Origin of the sequence: Rickettsia endosymbiont of Ixodes scapularis (assembly GCF_000160735.1) — a bacterium.
GTDB lineage: Bacteria > Pseudomonadota > Alphaproteobacteria > Rickettsiales > Rickettsiaceae > Rickettsia > Rickettsia tamurae.
Genome location: NZ_CM000773.1, coordinates 1 through 17,082, shown reverse-complemented (window position 1 = coordinate 17,082; position 17,082 = coordinate 1). Strand labels below are relative to the sequence as shown.

The following is a 17,082-nucleotide window of genomic DNA, read 5'->3' as shown; positions in this document are numbered from 1 at the left end:
CCCCTTATAGATTTACCTTAAGTTTTAATACTCCTTGATGGCTTTTAAAGCTTCTTTGCTTCTGCAAATCGTATAAAAACTCTAAGCTCATGTTCTTATGACTTGCAATCAAACCACCACCAATATTTGTGATTAGTTTTTCTTGGTTTGAATTACTAATAAAACTGACGCTACTACTTTCGCCTATATCTTTTACACTTAATAGCTGTCCTGATTTTGCACCTCTTCCTACAATTCTTTTCTCAAGAGAGATATGTACTGTTGGTATTAATTTAAAATTACTACTGAGATTAATAGGCGTGAATAATACTCTTGTCCCTACCTCACCACTTAAAGTGCTATTTTTGCTTCTTTTATGATGTACAATATATGAATCTAGAATTTGTTTTTTTGACGCACCAATACGTCCATATTCATACCTAAAACCTATGCTTGGTATTAATGTAATATTGTTTTGAAATGTTATTTTACGATTTAAATGCGACTCAAAACTGAACAGTTTGGATTTTGGTTTAAAAATATCTTGCTTCTTACCATTTTTACTGCTTAAAGCAACTGAAGCCAGTGTTTGAAGATTAGTATTTGCAGCAAGCGTGCTACTGCTATATATACTGAATATATTTGTATTGGTTCTGCTGACGTTCTGATTAGCATCAAGCATAGATGGATACTTAAATTTGCTAGACAACCTACTATAACTAACTCCAAACATTAGATCGCTGCTTAAATTAATCTCTCCTCCAATAGTACCGCCATGTATTTTGCTACTATGTCCTATGATATTGCTGCTATCTTTTTGCTTAGAACCACCAAATACGCCACTACTCCATACGCTATAGCTTTGAGCTTGTGATTCCTCTTCATCACCTGCAGATACTGCAACTAGCTTTCCTATATCTCTTGTCAGCAATCTATGTCTAATTTGTTTGCTTACAGCTTTGCTGCCAAAACTCAAATCTGCTCTTGCTTTTGCAATAATACTTGCTCTTTTTGCTAGTGCTTCTTGATGCCCAGCAGTACTATTATGTGTATCTTCTGGTGCTACTGTATCAGTAATTAAGTCTTCAGGCTCTACAGTCATTGAGTCTTCACTTAATATATCCTCTACTGCTTCTACTTCCTCTTTTTCCTTTAATTTCTGTGACTGTAATTCCTTCTCTACATCTGCTAATTCATCTTGGACAGTTTCTGATACAATAGAATTAGATTGTGATACTATTTTAGACACCAAATCATTTGCATCTGAACCATTAATGCTGCTTATATCACTACTACCTTCTAACGATTCATTATACCCACTATCACTATCAGAATAGCTACTTATTACTTCATCTAATTTTCGAACTGCTTCATCTTCGTTAAGACGTAAGATCTCGGCTTTCTTATCAAATAATCTATCCTCTAATACACTTAAATCTTCTGTGCTTGTAGACTGATCCTTAGTCTCTACAATTTTACTATCTTCTAATGATCTTTTACTTCTAATAGAATTAACTGATTCTACAGAATTTATACCTTCAGAAGTTACATGACTATTGAGTGTTAATTGCTCTTTAAGACTACTGATTTCTTGTCTTAAATCAGCAACCATATTCTTGTGAAGTATTGGATCAATGCCAGCAATTACTGTACTACTATCACCACCATTTTCTCTTGCTTTTTGTTCCCTTATAGCCTTTGCGGCTTCTGCCGCTCTTTTTTGAGTCTCAACTTCTACTTCCGCCAATACCTTCTTGCGGTTAGCCTCCCACTCGGGACCTTTTTGTTTCCGTAGGGTCGCTGCTCGCTCCTTATTCTCAGCTATCTTCTTTGCTATCTCAGCTTCTCTTGCTCGCTCTTCTTCTGCATTTAATACTATTACTTGTTTGGCGGCCTTTTTAAACTTATTGTTTTTCTTCTCTCCAGCTATTGCTTCTCTTCTGGCTAAAACCTGACTCATAAAATCAGCTGTATCGCTAGAAATAACTTGCGGCTTTGGCTCTTCTTTCACTTTCTTTAATTTAAAATGCTTCTTAAAGTTTCTGATTGAATCAAATAATGCTGATTTCTTATTTGATTTGCTACTACCAGCATCACTTAGTAAATCAGGCATGCTAGGTGCCATAGGTGGTGCTGGAGGAGTTAAGGATACTTGCACCACATCCGGTAAAGGAAATTGTGGTACTATATCCGGTAATGGCGGCATGGGTGGTGGAGGAGGTGGTGTCACCGGCGGATTTGATGGTATTAAATCAGGCAATGGTAACTGAGGTACTACATCAGGTAAATTGTTACTTAAATGAGTAGATTCAAATGTAACCTCTTGCTTCCTAGAAGGCTTGGCTTTGCTTTTCGGTTTTTTATCTCCTGCAAAGACCTCTCCCGTAACCATGGATAAAAATATCAATGATACTGTCGCTACTTGCTTGATTCTTGATCTGAATGATTTGTGATTGGAAAAATTAGTGCTACCGCTATACTTCCTGCTGTAATAGCTCTCGCTATGACTGCTAGGTAAAAAGTAGTCGGGGGTAAGGTATTTTGTAAATGCTACTTTAGAGCATATTAGTTTGTTTTGTGTCATATGTGTAATGTCAAATCGATGTTTACAGTAAGTACATTTGCTTCAACATATTTGTACTTACATGTATATAATGTAATCTTATTGAATAAGTATGTCAATAAAAATTCTTATTAAATAGGAATTTATTTTTAATTTGTTTTATTTTTTGTAGTGCATTATAATAATACAAATGTAGTATTTATTACACTACATTTGTATTATTATAAAATGGTTAAATATGAAAATCATTGCTATCATTAATCAGAAAGGCGGGGTTGGTAAGTCTACTATTAGTGCAAACCTAGCATATTCTATTGCATGTTTGAATTATAGTACACTTATTATAGATATGGATCCACAGGCTCATAGTTGTGAAGTTTTTAAAAGTGATTTGCATATTAAACATACTATCAAGGATCTTTTTTCTCAACCTTCTACTAAGATTGAAAAAATTATATATCCTGCCAAGATCAAAGATATATTGATAAAAAATCTTGATGTGATTCATAGCAATATTCTTTTTTCTAAAGCGTCTGAATCAGTAACCTTTCGTAATCACCGCGAAAAGATCTTAATAAGTAGTATTAAAAATTTGCATAAATATGAATATGTTATTTTAGATTGTCCCCCTAATTTAGGTGTTATTACAGTAAATGCAATATATTCCGCTAATATCATAATAATACCAATAACTTATGATAAGGCAGCACTAGATGGTACCGCTGATTTAATACATACAGCTAGAGAAATAAAAGAAGTATCGAATATTAATTATTATATAGTTCGTAACATGTATGATGTACGCAATAAACAGACTAATTATTATATAGAAAACGAATTATCTACATTCAAAGATAAGGTTTTACAAACAAGAATTAGAAAATTTGAAGTTATAAATCAGTCTCGTATTGCACAAATACCAATTCATATATATGACCCTACCTGTAAAGCAGTATCTGATTATAGTTCTTTAGCACATGAGGTTATCAATATACAATGACTAAGTTAGTAGACAGAGCACAACATAGTAAGCTATCTAGTATTCAACAAATAGATAGTATTCAATATAATGAAAGTATTGTTAGACAAACAAATTTTAAAGAATATCCTAGGAGTTATAGATTAGACCAATGTACACTAGATATATTAAAAGGAACTCAAAATCGTATTAGTTCTGCATCAGGAAAAAAAATTAGTGAGTCAAGACTTATTAAGGCATTAATACTTCACTCTAAAGACCTTAGTAATGATAGGCTAATAAAAGTTTTAAAAGATATTTTGTAGTATAATAATGCACTACATATGTAGTGCATTATTATACTACATTCTTCCTATTAATTCATCTATTGTTACTTCCAAATAATTAGATAAACCAATGATGCTTTTTAAGCTAAGTAGTTTTTTCCTAGAATCTTCTTTTATTAACTCCTTTATACTATTTTCTGCTATTCCTATATTTTTCGATAAATCAACAGGTTTAATTTGTTTATTTGTGATTAACTTACTTATATTATCTTTTAAATTATTCGATATTTGATCTTGTGTAAGCTTCTTATATACAAACTTTTTATTATTATATTTATCATTACCTATCACTATTGCAATTGAACAGTCAAAATAGTCTGCTATTTTCACTATACTTATCAAATTGGGATTAACTTTTCTTTCATTTATTAACCCTGACACTACTGATGGTGGAACGCCGCCCTCTTTGATTAATTTTTGTCTAAGCGAAGTATCCATTTCAAACTTAGTTTGTAAAAATTTTCTTATATTTTGTACAACTGACACAGTTTTACTATAACCTATAAATATTCTTATTAAATAAGAATTTAGTTGACATTACTTAAATTAGTAGATAATTTTAATTGGATATATAAGAGTGACGATCTTATGTGAGAAAAAACAGTAAGTACAAATATGTTGAAGCAAATGTACTTACTGTAAACATCGATTTGACATTACAATAATGAATATACCACATAACGAACAAAAACACAATACTAATCAAACACCTCTACAGTACGTAGAGGATATAGCTTATCACAATGGTAACACTCCCACTAATAATGATAGTGTTAATTCCTTAACTACTCATAATAATCATTATACTTTGCTATATCCTGATTTAGTGCAGGAATTATTTAATTTCTCGTTGCATAATAACAACAATGTAAAAAATAATTCACTTTTCTTCGGTGTTTTAGGCGTAAATAATACAAAATATTCTTCTTTAGACTCTTCATTGTCTTCCTCTTTAGACTCTTTGCTATCGCCTCGAGACATATTATTTTTCTTACAAATTGTTTCATTGTACCAACTAGAACTAAGCAAAGGTCATTCTTCTATTACCTATCCATCTTTGAAACTTGCTAAACTTCTTGGTGTTGATGCTTCTTGTGATACTACTCACCTTACTGCCAATACTCATAATTCTGTTAATTCTTTAACTGACGCTAATATGAGAGCTACTGTTTTAAAGATGACAGCTAAACTTGAATCTTTAGGATTACTGAAGGTCTTTAGAAGAAAAAGAAGTAATGGTATGGATAAGGCTAATAAGTTAGTTCCTGTCCTTTCTGATAAATTATACGAGAGAATAAAAGACCTACCCGTTAACTGCAAGGTTAGTGATAGTTCTAAATTAGATCATGAATCTACTTTAGAGCATATCTTAAGAACTAAATTATTCGTACCTATTGAGCTTGAATTTATGAAAAGTCTATTTAAAAATAATTTACCATCTAAATATAAACTATTCTTCCTAAACTGTATTATGTCCGCTTACAGGAATTTTAGACATAACTCCAGTATCTTTAATAGCAAAGCAGAGGAAGATATTAATAGTAGTTTCTATGATAGTCGTGGTAACTTTATTGATTTAACTAACAAACTTTCTTTTTCTACCACATCTCGTGAGTTAGTTAAAAAGAATAATATAAGTCTTAGTACTCTTAAAAGAATATTTAGATATATCAAACAACAGGGTGATAGTTTCTTTTTACAAGTGGAGCATAAATATACTAAATCAGATGATATTGACTCTAATAGATATGACAAATCTATTTTTGTCATATCTATTAATCCTTTAGTATTTCCTATTGCAAGTACTAACCTTGATAAACTTAAAAGACTACATGAAGAGGAACTTGAAAGTGGTGACATCCATGATGAGCATGGCAGAAATGGTAGAATTAGTCATGATGAGTTTCAAGATACTAATTCCCCTATTTTTCCTGATACTTATAAGGGTTTTAAAACGGAAGGGTCAAAAAAACAGCCTAGCAGGGTCAAAAAAACAGCCCTTAATAATAAAGATATAATAATAAAGAATAAAGATATAGATTATATAGATGCAAATTGTGAAAATTCATCTATATCTTGCTCAAGTTCTACATTAACATCTGAGAAAAACTACAAAGAAGAGTTTTTGGAAGACAAGCTTTGCTTGTCTTCATCTGAATTTTATAATAATTCTTCTTTTTTTGATAAAGAGGTACCAGAGAAAGAAGCAGAACAAAAGCACCAACAAGAAAAACGAACAGAGCGTGAGAAACCTTACTCAACATCTGATAAAGCAGGAGGATTAGAATTAAGACATTTCTACCCAATATCAGAGGAATACTCAAATATGCTTAACTTTAAAGCAAATAGAGAATTTGATACTAACTTCACAAATCAGTTACTGTTAAAGCTTTATATGAAATATCCAGAGAAGAGATTTAAGAACAAATTTAGCTTTTCAGACTACATGATAAAAACGTTAAAGAACGAGAACCATCAAGCACCACAAGTAAATAATCCAAGCTTTAGGTTTAGCTGTAACATAGGAAAAGAAGAGAAGAACCTGCTTGAATACGAGAGATACCTAAACCAAATAGAAAACTCACTAGATACTAGCAAAGAGATGTGCGTTAAGAAGAAGATAGCAGGGCGCTTTAGCAGCGAAGTTGCGTACAAAATACTAACAAGGGTAGAGTTTAAGAAAAACTATGATAATAGCTTTATACTTGCGTTAGTTCCAAACCATCTTGATTTAAGTGAGAGACAAACAGAAATATTAAGCGATCAGTTAGAAGCAGTATATGGCATTAATGGGTATTATGTTCAGGAATTAGAGTTAGAGAAAGAAAATCTGCCACCTAACACAACAACACTAGATACCGGATCACATGACACCGTTCTTGATATTCCATCTGATACTTCCGTTGTGAATACAACCAACGGAAGTACAGCATGGCAAGAAATCAGAAAAGGCTTAATAAAAGAGTTAGGGGAGGTGATAGATGAGGTTTGGTTTTCTAAAGCAGAGGCTAAGAATGCACAAAAACCAACACACTAACGCTTACCATATACGTCATATATGGACGCCTGGTTAAAAACAAGTACTAAAAATAAAAAACAGTTAATGATAAATGAAGCAGTCATATATTCGGCATCAAATGTAATAGTTGAGATTTTATCTTACATTTAGTAAAATAAATTAATTATTAAATGGAGATAAAATCTCAACTATTACACTTGAGTAAGAAAAATTAGAATTTTTGTCAAAACTTCAGTTTTAATCTCTCAGGGTTTAATTCCCCGAAGCTCTGCTTCGTGATATCATAAGAAACAACTAGAACTTTTTTAGATATAGCTTATTTCACTAAGGTCCTTACATGAGGGTAATGTTTAATATGGCATATAATAAGGCATCCTACAAATTTAGTGTCAGTATCTTAATGGATTAAGCTATACCTCGTAGCTCTGCTGCGAGGAGCATCATTTTGCTATAGCTTTATATTTTTGTGTTAATTTTTGTTGTTGTTTTGCTATGTGATTTTTAACTAGCTGATTTAATTCCTCACGTCTTTTTTTATAATTGTAGGTAATATTACTATCTGTTTTTGAATCTGTATTTTTATCAATGAATACAGAATTATTGTGTAAGCATTTTGTTTGCATATTTTAGTTGGAGTTTGCAGTTAAATTTATGTTCAAGAGATAGCAATATAGATTACGAAAACAATAACTATCACTCACTTATTAATTCATAATTATTGATGCCCAATAAATTGGTTAAGTCAGACTTAATTTTATCAGTCGATATAAAATCATTGGTTATTTCTTCTTTATTAAATTCATGCGGCGATAATGCTGTGCTATTTGTATTATGATGATTTATACAAAAGGTTATATGTTGTTCTAGAGGTTTGTATAGTTCTGGTAAAATTTCTTGATACTGAATAAACCTGAGATATCCAGATAATTTTTGTATATACTCATTAATATGGGATGATTCTTGTGGAGGATTATCTATGTATTGTAATATGTCGGATTTTATTACTGTATTAATAAATTGTATATCGCTTTTAGTAGGTGGTATTTTCATGTTATAGTATAATATTGATGTTGCAGTTATAGCAGATATTAGAAATTTAAGATTTTTTAAGTTTAGAGAATTTATCAGTCTTTGGCGGTACTTCTTCTTGAGTAACGAGTGTTGCTGGTGATCCATCTAAGTTAAAACGTTGAGCACCTTCAACAAGAAGTTGTTTATATCTGTAATCAGAACAATATCTTCTAAAGAATCTACGAATTTGTTGTTTTGAGAAATTATCTTTCATGGATTCTATAACTTCTTTACTAATACCTATAGCAAGAGGTTTTGCGGGGTTAGAGAAGCATAGAGGATATTTCGTTTGTAGTAATTTTAAGATTTGTTTAGATTCATCTTTCCATCGCTCCAGTTTAGCTTTAAGGGCTTGTTTTTGCTCTAGAGCTAAAGCCTTGGCTTTTTCTGCTTTAATTTGTTCTTTAGCCAATTTAGCGTCTTGAGATTTATTGCGACTTACACAAGACTTCACTGATTTAGTTTCAGAGTTAATCTGAGCATTAGCAGGCTTTATTACTTGCTTATCGAAGACTACCACTTGTTTTTTAAGGATTGGCGTCGCAATACTTACTGGTACTTTAAGCTTTAATGTAGATTTTGCTGTTTGCATAATATTTTACTAGCTATTTTTTAGTTTATTGATTTCATCAATTGAAAGCCCAGTGACTTTAGCGATAAAGTCAGTATCAGCGCCAGCAGCAATCATATTTTTAGCTACTTCCATAGTTTTTTTAGCTTCCCCAATCTGCAAGCCTTTAGCTTCCCCAATCTGCAAGCCTTTAGCTTCCCCAATCTGCAAGCCTTTAGCTTCCCCAATCTGCATGCCTTCGTTTCTACCAATCTGCATGCCTTTAGCTATTCCTTGTTGTATACCTTCTTCTTTCCAATGATGAGCAAGACTAGTCATAAGTTTTTCCCCCTGCTGGTTATTTAAACGAGATTTTAATATTTTTTCTAGTTCTATTTTATCAGATTTTTCAATCTTAATCAATGTATAGGTTAATATCAACTCTAGGTAATCAATACCAATATTAAGTTTTGCAAATTCAGGTAATAGATCAGCAATCTCATACCATCTTTTAAGCAAGTCTCTTTCATGAATATGCTTCATGAAGAATTGCAGTATTCCTGCCCAAGCTTGCTTCTTTAATTCGTCGTCAGGAATGTCATGAACATTTACTACCTGATGGTCTTTATTCCAAATATCTTGCATAAGCTCTTTATGCTGGCATAAGTCCCAAATATTCTTCGGAGCATTATATTTCTTTGTGCTGTTGTAGAACACGAGGGGGTAGACAAAAGGCAAATGTTTAGATTTAGGATTAAGAGTTAAATGCCTTGCTGCAATATCCGTCATATACTTAAATAGTCTAAAAGCCATGAAGTGGTCAGGAGTACTTTGATGCTCTAATAGAATCCAAAGATATCCGGTATCATCTTTAAACTTAGCTGAGAATAGAATATCAGATATAGAGTGTTTAAGATCTGCTTCAACAAAGCTTTCTTTTTCCATCTTAAGGCTATGAGATGAGAACATAGCCTTAATCTCTTTTGGCAAATGCATCTCAAAGAACTCTTTGGCAACGATTGGGTTTTCTAGAGCTTTACGAATGAGAGCATCATGCCTTGGACGTTCAGTAGCTGGATTATCGCTAGCGTCACTGGCATCAACGCTAGCAACACCAGCATCGCTATTTGTACTTAAGTCTTTACTAATATATTTTTCATTCATTTCTTTGGTTCTATTTCATTGTTAACAGTTTTTTTAAGTCACAGCAACATTATAATGGCAGCAGTTAAACAGAGTGATCATAATAATCACTGCTTAAATTGCCGTTGTTTTTCATAGTAGAACGATTGATAATTTATATTCCATCTTTTGAGTGCTTTAGATATACCACTTTCTGTGATTTGTGTAGGGCATATTTTGACTAATTCTTTATATGTTTTTCTAGGGTTTTGGTCTAAGAACTTTTTAAATTCTTCTTTGCTAAGAGTCTTACTGCTTTTAATTTTATCACGCTGCATATTAATAATAAATTAGGTTAAATATTTTTAGATATAAGAGATTGTCCTTTGCTCTTCCATCTATCAATAATCTTCGGATTAATGATTAACTGCTCTTTACAATCAAGTAGCATTCCGTAAAGAATATGAGCATTATCAGGATGCAAGTAATCAAGTCCTGCTTTAACAAATAATTAATCTTTTTTCTAGCGTCAGCTTTACGATCAAAAGTAACTGCTTTTTGTAATTGCATACGAGTATACCATAATTTCTTGGTGACTAGTTTAATCAGTTTTGACGTTTCCTGATTTTGGTTTACTGGGCATCTTAGATTTCTTGTGAACCTCTTTTAATTCATTTAAAAAAGAATGATTTTTATTACTGGCATCTTTTGCAAACTTTAGAAATCCAATTAGCAATCTATCATCAATCGTTAGAGCATTGCATGCTTTAAAGATAGTAAATAATTCTTCTTTACGTTTTTGCAGTAACTGAGATTGCTGATGTTCTAATTGAGCTTCAATTTTAGCGATACGTTCTTTTTTAAGTTGTTGCAAGTTAGCTATTTTAGTAGCTGTTGCCAGTGCTTTAGTTGCCATTATTCCTCACACTTTGAAAGTTTAATCAAATTTTGGACATTTAACACTATATGAGTATACCAGCAAAAGAGGTATACAGTCAAACAAAAACAAGTATTACATATATTTCTTTAACAGATATAGCGGGGGATCATTTAAGGGGGCAGCCAGCCCCCTTAAAACCCTTTAGTAACACGTAAGAAAAAAGAGATTACAAAAGATAGTGAAGTATGATATAGTAGTAAAATTCTCGTAAGAGCGCACTTATGTATTTTATTAACATAAAATACGTGCGCTCAGTGAGTAGAAAAATATCTACAAAGTAATTATTGGAAAAGATTTTTTATAAATGGCATCATATCACTTTCATAGTTCGTGTATACAAAGAAGCAAAGGACAAAATGCGGTAGCATCTGTTGCATATCTTGCTGCTTCGAAGTTAGTATATAAAACAATTGATGAAGAGAGTGGTGAAGATATTAGTATTAGTTATGATTTTAGTAAGAAGCAAGGAGTAGTATATAGTAGAATATTTGTACCTAAAGAATTTAAAGATATAGCATGGTTGCAAGATAGAGAAGAGTTATGGAATAAAGTTGAGGCAAGAGAAAAGAGAGTAGATTCAAGTATAGCTAAACAGTGTGAGTTTTCATTACCACGAGAAATAAATAAAGAGCAAAATATTGAGTTAGTGAAGAGATTTGTTGAGAAATGTATAGTGTCACGAGGTTTAGTATGTGACGTTAATATACATTATGACAATCCTAATAATCCACATGTACATATACAGTATTTAACAAGGAGACTAGAGAGTTTAGAGAATGGAGAAGTAATCTTTGCTAAGAGAAAAGATAATGAACTAGATAGGAAATCTTTTTTATCCTTTTTAAGAGAGCAATGCGAGATAGAAATCAACAAAGTATATGAGGAAGCAGGTTTACCTTTTAAGGTAACTGCTAAGTCATTTAAAGCACTTGGGATAGCACAAGAGCCGACCAAGCATAGAGGAGTAACTCATCATATGCAAGGAACGGAGTTAGAAGCACGCAATAAAGAAATAATAGCTGAGAATGCAAGGAAGATAAGAGAGAATCCTGAAATAGTATTTGGTCGTATTTCATATACGAAACCTGTATTTACTAAAGAAGATATAGCTATAGCATTATCAGACGCATTGATGGTGCATTTAGTATCAAAAGGTAGTGATATTGCAAAAGAGCAAGAAGCTATTAGAGCGTTTGGTAAGGGCTTAGTACAAGAGCAAGTAGGTGCGGCTTATGTAGCACAAAATATAGCAAATGATGCAATAGGAATTACTACAGGAGGTCAAGAAAGCAATGCAAACAGCAACCCCACTATCGAGCATTTGAACAAGGAATATGGCGAGAAGTTTTTAAGGCTTTACAACCAGCTTTTGGTATCTGACAAGATAGAGTTGATGGACCAAAAAGATTTGACTGGTAAAACGCTATATGCGTTGAAATCTAGAGTAAATTTAGAGCTAAGATACGTATCTGCTATAGAGGAGTTAAATGTTCGAGGCGATCATAAACTTAATATTTTAGATAGCACTATTGGGGAGAGAAACAGTCTTAAAGAACAAATAGGCGATTTGGTTAATGTAGTAGGAGCAAACCTACAGGATAAGTTTAATGATAAGATAGGAAGTAGTATAGGCTTAAAGCTTAATGTATTTGGCAGTAAGAATCATGAATTTAGTGATGAGCAAATTAAAGCGATTCTTTCAGTCTGTAACGGCTCAGATATTAGCGTACTTGAAGGAAATCCGGGAGCTGGTAAGACTTTCGTAATGAGAGAAATAGTACGGCAGTATAAAGCAGCTGGTTTTAAGGTAGTAGGTACTGGCCCAAGCAGCGTATCTGCTAAGGTCCTAAGTCGTAATGCTGGGATTAAAGCCGATAATACGAGTTTGCTTCGTAAGAAAATCGTAGAATCCAAAGGAGGAGACTTTAAGATAGATTTAAGTAGTAAATATTATGAGGAGGAGGAATATTTAAAATCTATTGGATGTGATTCAGTCTTTAACTTCTTACGCTCTGATGTACTTGATAGTAAGACTGTATTGATTGCCGATGAGGCAAGTATGATAGAGCTTGCTAATATGGACTATTTAGCTCATGAGGTCTTAAGGTCTAAAGCAAAACTAGTACTTGTTGGCGATAACAACCAGTTTACAGCTGTTGGCATGACTGGTGCATTTAACAAAGCTCGTAAGATTGCAGGAGGCGTCAAGCTTACCGAAGTAAGACGACAAGAAAGAGTAGAGTACAGACAAGCGACGAGAGCTATGGGACGCTTTGCAATGCAGGAAGCCATTGAAATATACAGAAAACTAGATGTTTTTAACATTAAAGATAATGAAGAAGAAGCTAAAACTAGCTTAGTTACGTCATTTGCTAAAGAATATACCGAGCAGATGGATAGCCTTAAGAGAGATGATTTAATAGCGATTAGAAGTATAGCAATTGGAGCATATACGAATGAGAAGGTAGCTGAGTTTAATGCAAGAGTAAGAGCTGAGCTAAAGCATAGCGGAGCATTAAAAGGAGCTGAAGTACAAATTAGCAGTGGCGGGCGAATGATACCTCTGATGAAAGGCGACCAAATAGTATTTGAAGAGAATAGTTTAAGATACGGTATAAGTAACGGTGAGGTTGGAACAATATTGTCAGTAAATCCTTTTGGAGGGAGTGCTAATAGTAAAGGTGATGGAGTTTTACGTGTATTAGTCCATAAAGCAGATGGTTCAAAGGATATAATTGAGATTAATACTTTTTTAGATGCGTTTAACAATAAGAGACGAGTGAAGTTAAATCATGGATATGCTTTAACTGGCTATAAATTGCAAGGTGAGACGGTAGACCGAATGCATGTATATTTTGACCGATCTATTGGATATGAGGCGTTTTTGGTACTCATGTCACGTCATAGAGAAGAGGTTAAGCTTCATGCATCCGCAAAAGAGTTAGAGAATATAGTTTATCAGCGTCTTGATAGTGATGTAGAGAAAGTTAGAAATCAGTTTAAGATTAACAGCTATGAAATGCTACCTGAAACGATTACCAACGAAGATGGTTCGTCATATGAAAAGCATGTACAAAATGAAATACCTAATTGGCTAATAGGATTAACTCTTGCAGTCAGCAGAAGAGCAAATAATAGTTTTTCAATAGACTATAGAAGCGGTGGCATATTAGACGGTAATCAGGTAATCATCAAAGAATATTTAGAAGCAAGGTCACGAGTTTTTGAGTGCCACGGCAAGATACGTGAATGGAAGAGAGATATTGAGGCTACTGGTAATATCACAAGATTACATAGCAAAATTCTAAATCATGCTACTAATTTAAAGAGCATCAAATTAGACGATACAAGTCCTGTTATTAATTTTGAATTAGAATTAAATATCAAAGATTTAAAGATTGATCCATATAGTATTGCTCTGTCTGAGGCACAAGACAGCTTTAAATACGTTATTGAGAATATTTTAAAAGAAGCGAAAGAGGAAAAATCAGATAGTGCACACAGTAGCGGACAAGAAAGCACAAAACTAAAAACAATTAAAGGAGTTACTTATACTGATGGTAAGGCTCAAATTAACTTCAAAGAGCTTGACAGCAAGCATCAAAGCAAAATCATCGCTATTTGTTTAAAAGAGCAGACTTACGAAAATCTTAAAGAAATCTTTGAGGAGTTAAAATTAGAAAAAGAGGTTTTAAGAGATTATGCTAGTGTGATTTGTGGTAGTTACCATAGTGTAATTGATACTGAGAATGCAGATGAATTTAAGAAATTAATTCTTGCAAAGAAAGATGAGAGTAAATCATTAACCAAGATCAAAGTAGAAGCAAGAGCCTTAACTCGCGAGAAGAATTTTAGCAAGCACGAGGACAGGCAAGCTAAGTTGGAAGAGCTAATTGCTCAGCTTCAAGAGAAGTTGGCACAGTATGAGGAGAAGTTAAATGCAGCTGATGGAAGAATAGCAAGTAGGCTTGCACTAATTCAAGAGAATACTACATTTACCAGCAATTCTGTATTAATGGGTGAGCGGACCATTCAGTTAAATATTAACTATGAGACGCTCCGCAAACATGCAGGTCATGATACATACAAGTACTATTTACAGGATATTACAGAGAAAAGCACAATAAGTAATTGTAAGGCATATCAAGATTTAATGCTGCTAGCTCGTGATACTAGCTGGTATATCCTAGCAGATAGAGATAGTACAAGTAGTAAACAAATCTCTACAACACAAACACTTGCCTCTAATAGTCTTGATACTACAAAAGCTATAAACAATTTAAATAGCAGAATCCAAAAGGATCTTTCATCAATAGATAGTTACATATTTGACAACAAGGAATTATTGGAGCTTAAGAGATCTGCTTTAGCTGAAAGTCAAAAGTGTTTAAGTGATTTAAAGCAAGAGCAAGAACTTAAAGAGAATTTCGTAGAAACATTACTGCCTCACTACTTAGGTCGTATTTACGAGCAATCAGGTACTGATATCTTAGATGCGTGGGATAGGTTAAAGGCTTTTAACACAGATTTAGATGTTCAAAGGTTATCCGCTCACATTCAAGCTAATCCATCAATGCTTGGCAAGTTACCTGGCATTGGGATTGGAACGATATTTGGAGTAAGCTCTAGCCGCCGTAAATCTATAGAGCAGGTAAGTAAACTCGGCATGCATCTTCTAAAGTATGAGGAGAATATGGCAAGGCTAAAAGAGATTAAGGAAGATGATTTAATAAAAGAGCAAAAGCAAAGCATTAAAGCACTTGAAAAAGAGCTTAAAGATTTAGAGTATTTAAAACCAAGTAAGGCAGAGGCAAAGTTCTTAAGTAGTTTAAAGATAATGCAGGCAGGCAGCGGTTTAAATATGGGGAGCTTTAAGTCTGTAATCGAGAGTGATGAAGTCCAAGATTTAATATGTGAGTACTACAACAGTCAGAACGAGAAATATACAAGACTAAATGCTATTGATGAAGAATATCAAGATGAGTATCAAGCATATTCTAAAGAGCAGGAGCAGCAAGCCGCAGAGAATCAAGAGAAAGCTGTTAAGGTGCATAGTACTACTCGCAGTAATAGTAGTAATCGCAGAAAAGAACGTACCAAAGTACCATCTTTAAGATTTAAAGATGTACAGGACGCTCTAACCAGTAGCGATATAGAGAGAATATTTAAGGACTATGCTTCATCTATTAGAGGGAGCCTAGGCACTATAAAGAGAAGTGGCTCTGAGATCAGTATGGGTAGCCTTAGCATGAATCTAAGTAAAGGTACATGGATACGCCACAGCAGCGGGAAGAAGGGTAACATATTTGGTTTTGTAGCAGAAGGGGCGTGCGTTAGCAAACGTCAATCACTTGAGATTGTTGCTGAGCTTTCTGGCATTCGTGCTGAATCAAGCAGTTACGATTATCGTGCTCACGTTGCAAGTAGCAGAGCTAATAAAGAGAAGATGCAAGAACAAACACAGCAGAAGCAAGCAAATGAGTGGATAGTTGCTCAAGATAAAATCAATAATGCTGATATCTTTGATCCATACAAGCATCTAAAAGGTATGATGCAGCATAATATATTAGAGGCAGTATACGCTTACAAAGATGCTAACGACAAGTTACTTGGCCATGTAGTACGGTTTGTGAGCAAGGAAAACGGCAAAAAACAAACACTACCTGTCACCTATTGTTACAACGCTGCAAAAGACGAGCAAGCTTGGCGTCTTAAAGGATTTACTGACAAGGGCGATAAGCCTATCTTTGGCATAGAGAAAGCTATTTATAGTAGTAAGCCTATACTAATAGTAGAGGGTGAGAAAGTCGCAATAGCTGCTGCTAAAATACTTCCTGATTACTCAGTAGTATCATGGATGGGAGGCAGTAATGCTGCTGATAAAGTAAACTGGAATCAGCTTCAGTGGCGGGATGTAATAATATGGCCCGATAATGACAAGGCGGGCTTTAAAGCTGCAGAGGTGATAAAGGACAAGATTAACAAAGCAAATGATCATATAGGATTTGTAAGTGTAGTTGATCCAACGACATTGAAGTTTAATGGTGGTGTTCACAAGGACTTGTTGCCTGAGAAGTGGGACTTGGCAGATAGATTACCTGAAGGTATGACCACCTCAAATGTTAAAGAGGCTATAGAAAATGTAAGAGCTGCTCATTTAGACTTAAATCAAATACAAAGCGTGTTACAGAGTACTAACGCTTCAGATGCTTCGCAGCAGTTAGTTGAGCGTAATATTTGGCAGGAGGTATTCAAAGGCAAGATTGTTGGAGGTGAGCAAATCACAAACTTAGCGGCTAATGAGTATAAAGCTGCTACTTTCTTTCGTTCAGAAGAGGCGAGCAATTACGTTAAATATTTAGAGGCAACAGGTAAAGGAGGAGTAGCACATGATTATTTAAAATATGACTCACCAATGTATCAAGATCTATTAACGAGCCTTGCAACTCGTGATGAGCGTTTAAGTGAGAATATCAAAAGCTTAGGCAATAGTAATAATACTGCTGATATATCAACTGATACAGTAACAATAG

At 33.7% G+C, this 17,082-nt stretch carries 13 protein-coding genes; 4 read left to right on the top strand and 9 right to left on the bottom strand.

What is annotated here, in order from left to right:
* Positions 1 to 4 precede the first annotated feature (4 nt).
* The gene (locus REIS_RS09930; protein ID WP_008581544.1) at positions 5 to 2,563 is read right to left on the bottom strand and encodes an autotransporter outer membrane beta-barrel domain-containing protein; all 2,559 of its coding nucleotides are present in this window, start codon (positions 2,561 to 2,563) and stop codon (positions 5 to 7) included.
* A 217-nt stretch (positions 2,564 to 2,780) separates the two neighbouring features.
* Between REIS_RS09930 and REIS_RS09925 the strand changes: the two genes are divergently transcribed.
* Together REIS_RS09925 and REIS_RS09920 are read left to right on the top strand one after the other, a co-directional pair.
* Positions 2,781 to 3,542, top strand: a complete 762-nt coding sequence (locus REIS_RS09925) for a ParA family protein (protein WP_008581543.1) — start codon at positions 2,781 to 2,783, stop codon at positions 3,540 to 3,542.
* Positions 3,539 to 3,826, top strand: coding sequence for a hypothetical protein (locus REIS_RS09920; protein ID WP_008581542.1), 288 nt, complete (start codon positions 3,539 to 3,541; stop codon positions 3,824 to 3,826). Before REIS_RS09925 ends, REIS_RS09920 begins: the two co-directional genes overlap by 4 nt.
* Positions 3,827 to 3,862: 36 nt before the next feature.
* On the opposite strand, the gene REIS_RS09915 is transcribed toward REIS_RS09920, so the two are convergent.
* Positions 3,863 to 4,333 (bottom strand): helix-turn-helix domain-containing protein, encoded by a 471-nt coding sequence (locus REIS_RS09915; protein ID WP_037214606.1) that lies wholly within the window; start codon positions 4,331 to 4,333, stop codon positions 3,863 to 3,865.
* 178 nt (positions 4,334 to 4,511) lie between these two features.
* Between REIS_RS09915 and REIS_RS09910 the strand changes: the two genes are divergently transcribed.
* Positions 4,512 to 6,884 carry a hypothetical protein gene (locus tag REIS_RS09910; RefSeq protein WP_008581540.1) on the top strand — a complete coding sequence of 791 codons (2,373 nt, stop codon included), beginning with the start codon at positions 4,512 to 4,514 and terminating at the stop codon, positions 6,882 to 6,884.
* 422 nt (positions 6,885 to 7,306) lie between these two features.
* On the opposite strand, the gene REIS_RS09905 is transcribed toward REIS_RS09910, so the two are convergent.
* The 7 genes from REIS_RS09905 to REIS_RS09880 all read right to left on the bottom strand — a co-directional run bounded on the left by REIS_RS09905 (position 7,307) and on the right by REIS_RS09880 (position 10,525).
* Entirely contained in the window at positions 7,307 to 7,489 is a 183-nt protein-coding gene (locus REIS_RS09905) for a hypothetical protein (RefSeq protein WP_008581539.1), read from the bottom strand.
* Positions 7,490 to 7,559: 70 nt separating this feature from the next.
* Entirely contained in the window at positions 7,560 to 7,916 is a 357-nt protein-coding gene (locus tag REIS_RS09900) for a hypothetical protein (RefSeq protein WP_008581538.1), read from the bottom strand.
* A gap of 46 nt (positions 7,917 to 7,962) precedes the next feature.
* The gene (locus REIS_RS16165) at positions 7,963 to 8,529 is read right to left on the bottom strand and encodes a ProQ/FINO family protein (protein ID WP_008581537.1); all 567 of its coding nucleotides are present in this window, start codon (positions 8,527 to 8,529) and stop codon (positions 7,963 to 7,965) included.
* A gap of 9 nt (positions 8,530 to 8,538) precedes the next feature.
* Complete coding sequence (locus REIS_RS09890) at positions 8,539 to 9,651, bottom strand: Rpn family recombination-promoting nuclease/putative transposase (protein ID WP_008581536.1); 1,113 nt, start codon at positions 9,649 to 9,651, stop codon at positions 8,539 to 8,541.
* Positions 9,652 to 9,737: 86 nt separating this feature from the next.
* Complete coding sequence (locus tag REIS_RS09885) at positions 9,738 to 9,947, bottom strand: hypothetical protein (RefSeq protein ID WP_008581534.1); 210 nt, start codon at positions 9,945 to 9,947, stop codon at positions 9,738 to 9,740.
* Between the two features lie 17 nt (positions 9,948 to 9,964).
* Complete coding sequence (gene traD / locus REIS_RS16160; RefSeq protein ID WP_008581532.1) at positions 9,965 to 10,093, bottom strand: conjugal transfer protein TraD; 129 nt, start codon at positions 10,091 to 10,093, stop codon at positions 9,965 to 9,967.
* Positions 10,094 to 10,210: 117 nt separating this feature from the next.
* Positions 10,211 to 10,525 carry a hypothetical protein gene (locus REIS_RS09880; RefSeq protein ID WP_008581530.1) on the bottom strand — a complete coding sequence of 105 codons (315 nt, stop codon included), beginning with the start codon at positions 10,523 to 10,525 and terminating at the stop codon, positions 10,211 to 10,213.
* 328 nt (positions 10,526 to 10,853) lie between these two features.
* On the opposite strand from REIS_RS09880, the gene REIS_RS13645 reads away from it, so the two are divergent.
* The coding region (locus tag REIS_RS13645) for a MobA/MobL family protein (RefSeq protein WP_008581528.1) at positions 10,854 to 17,082 on the top strand (6,229 nt) is incomplete at its 3' end.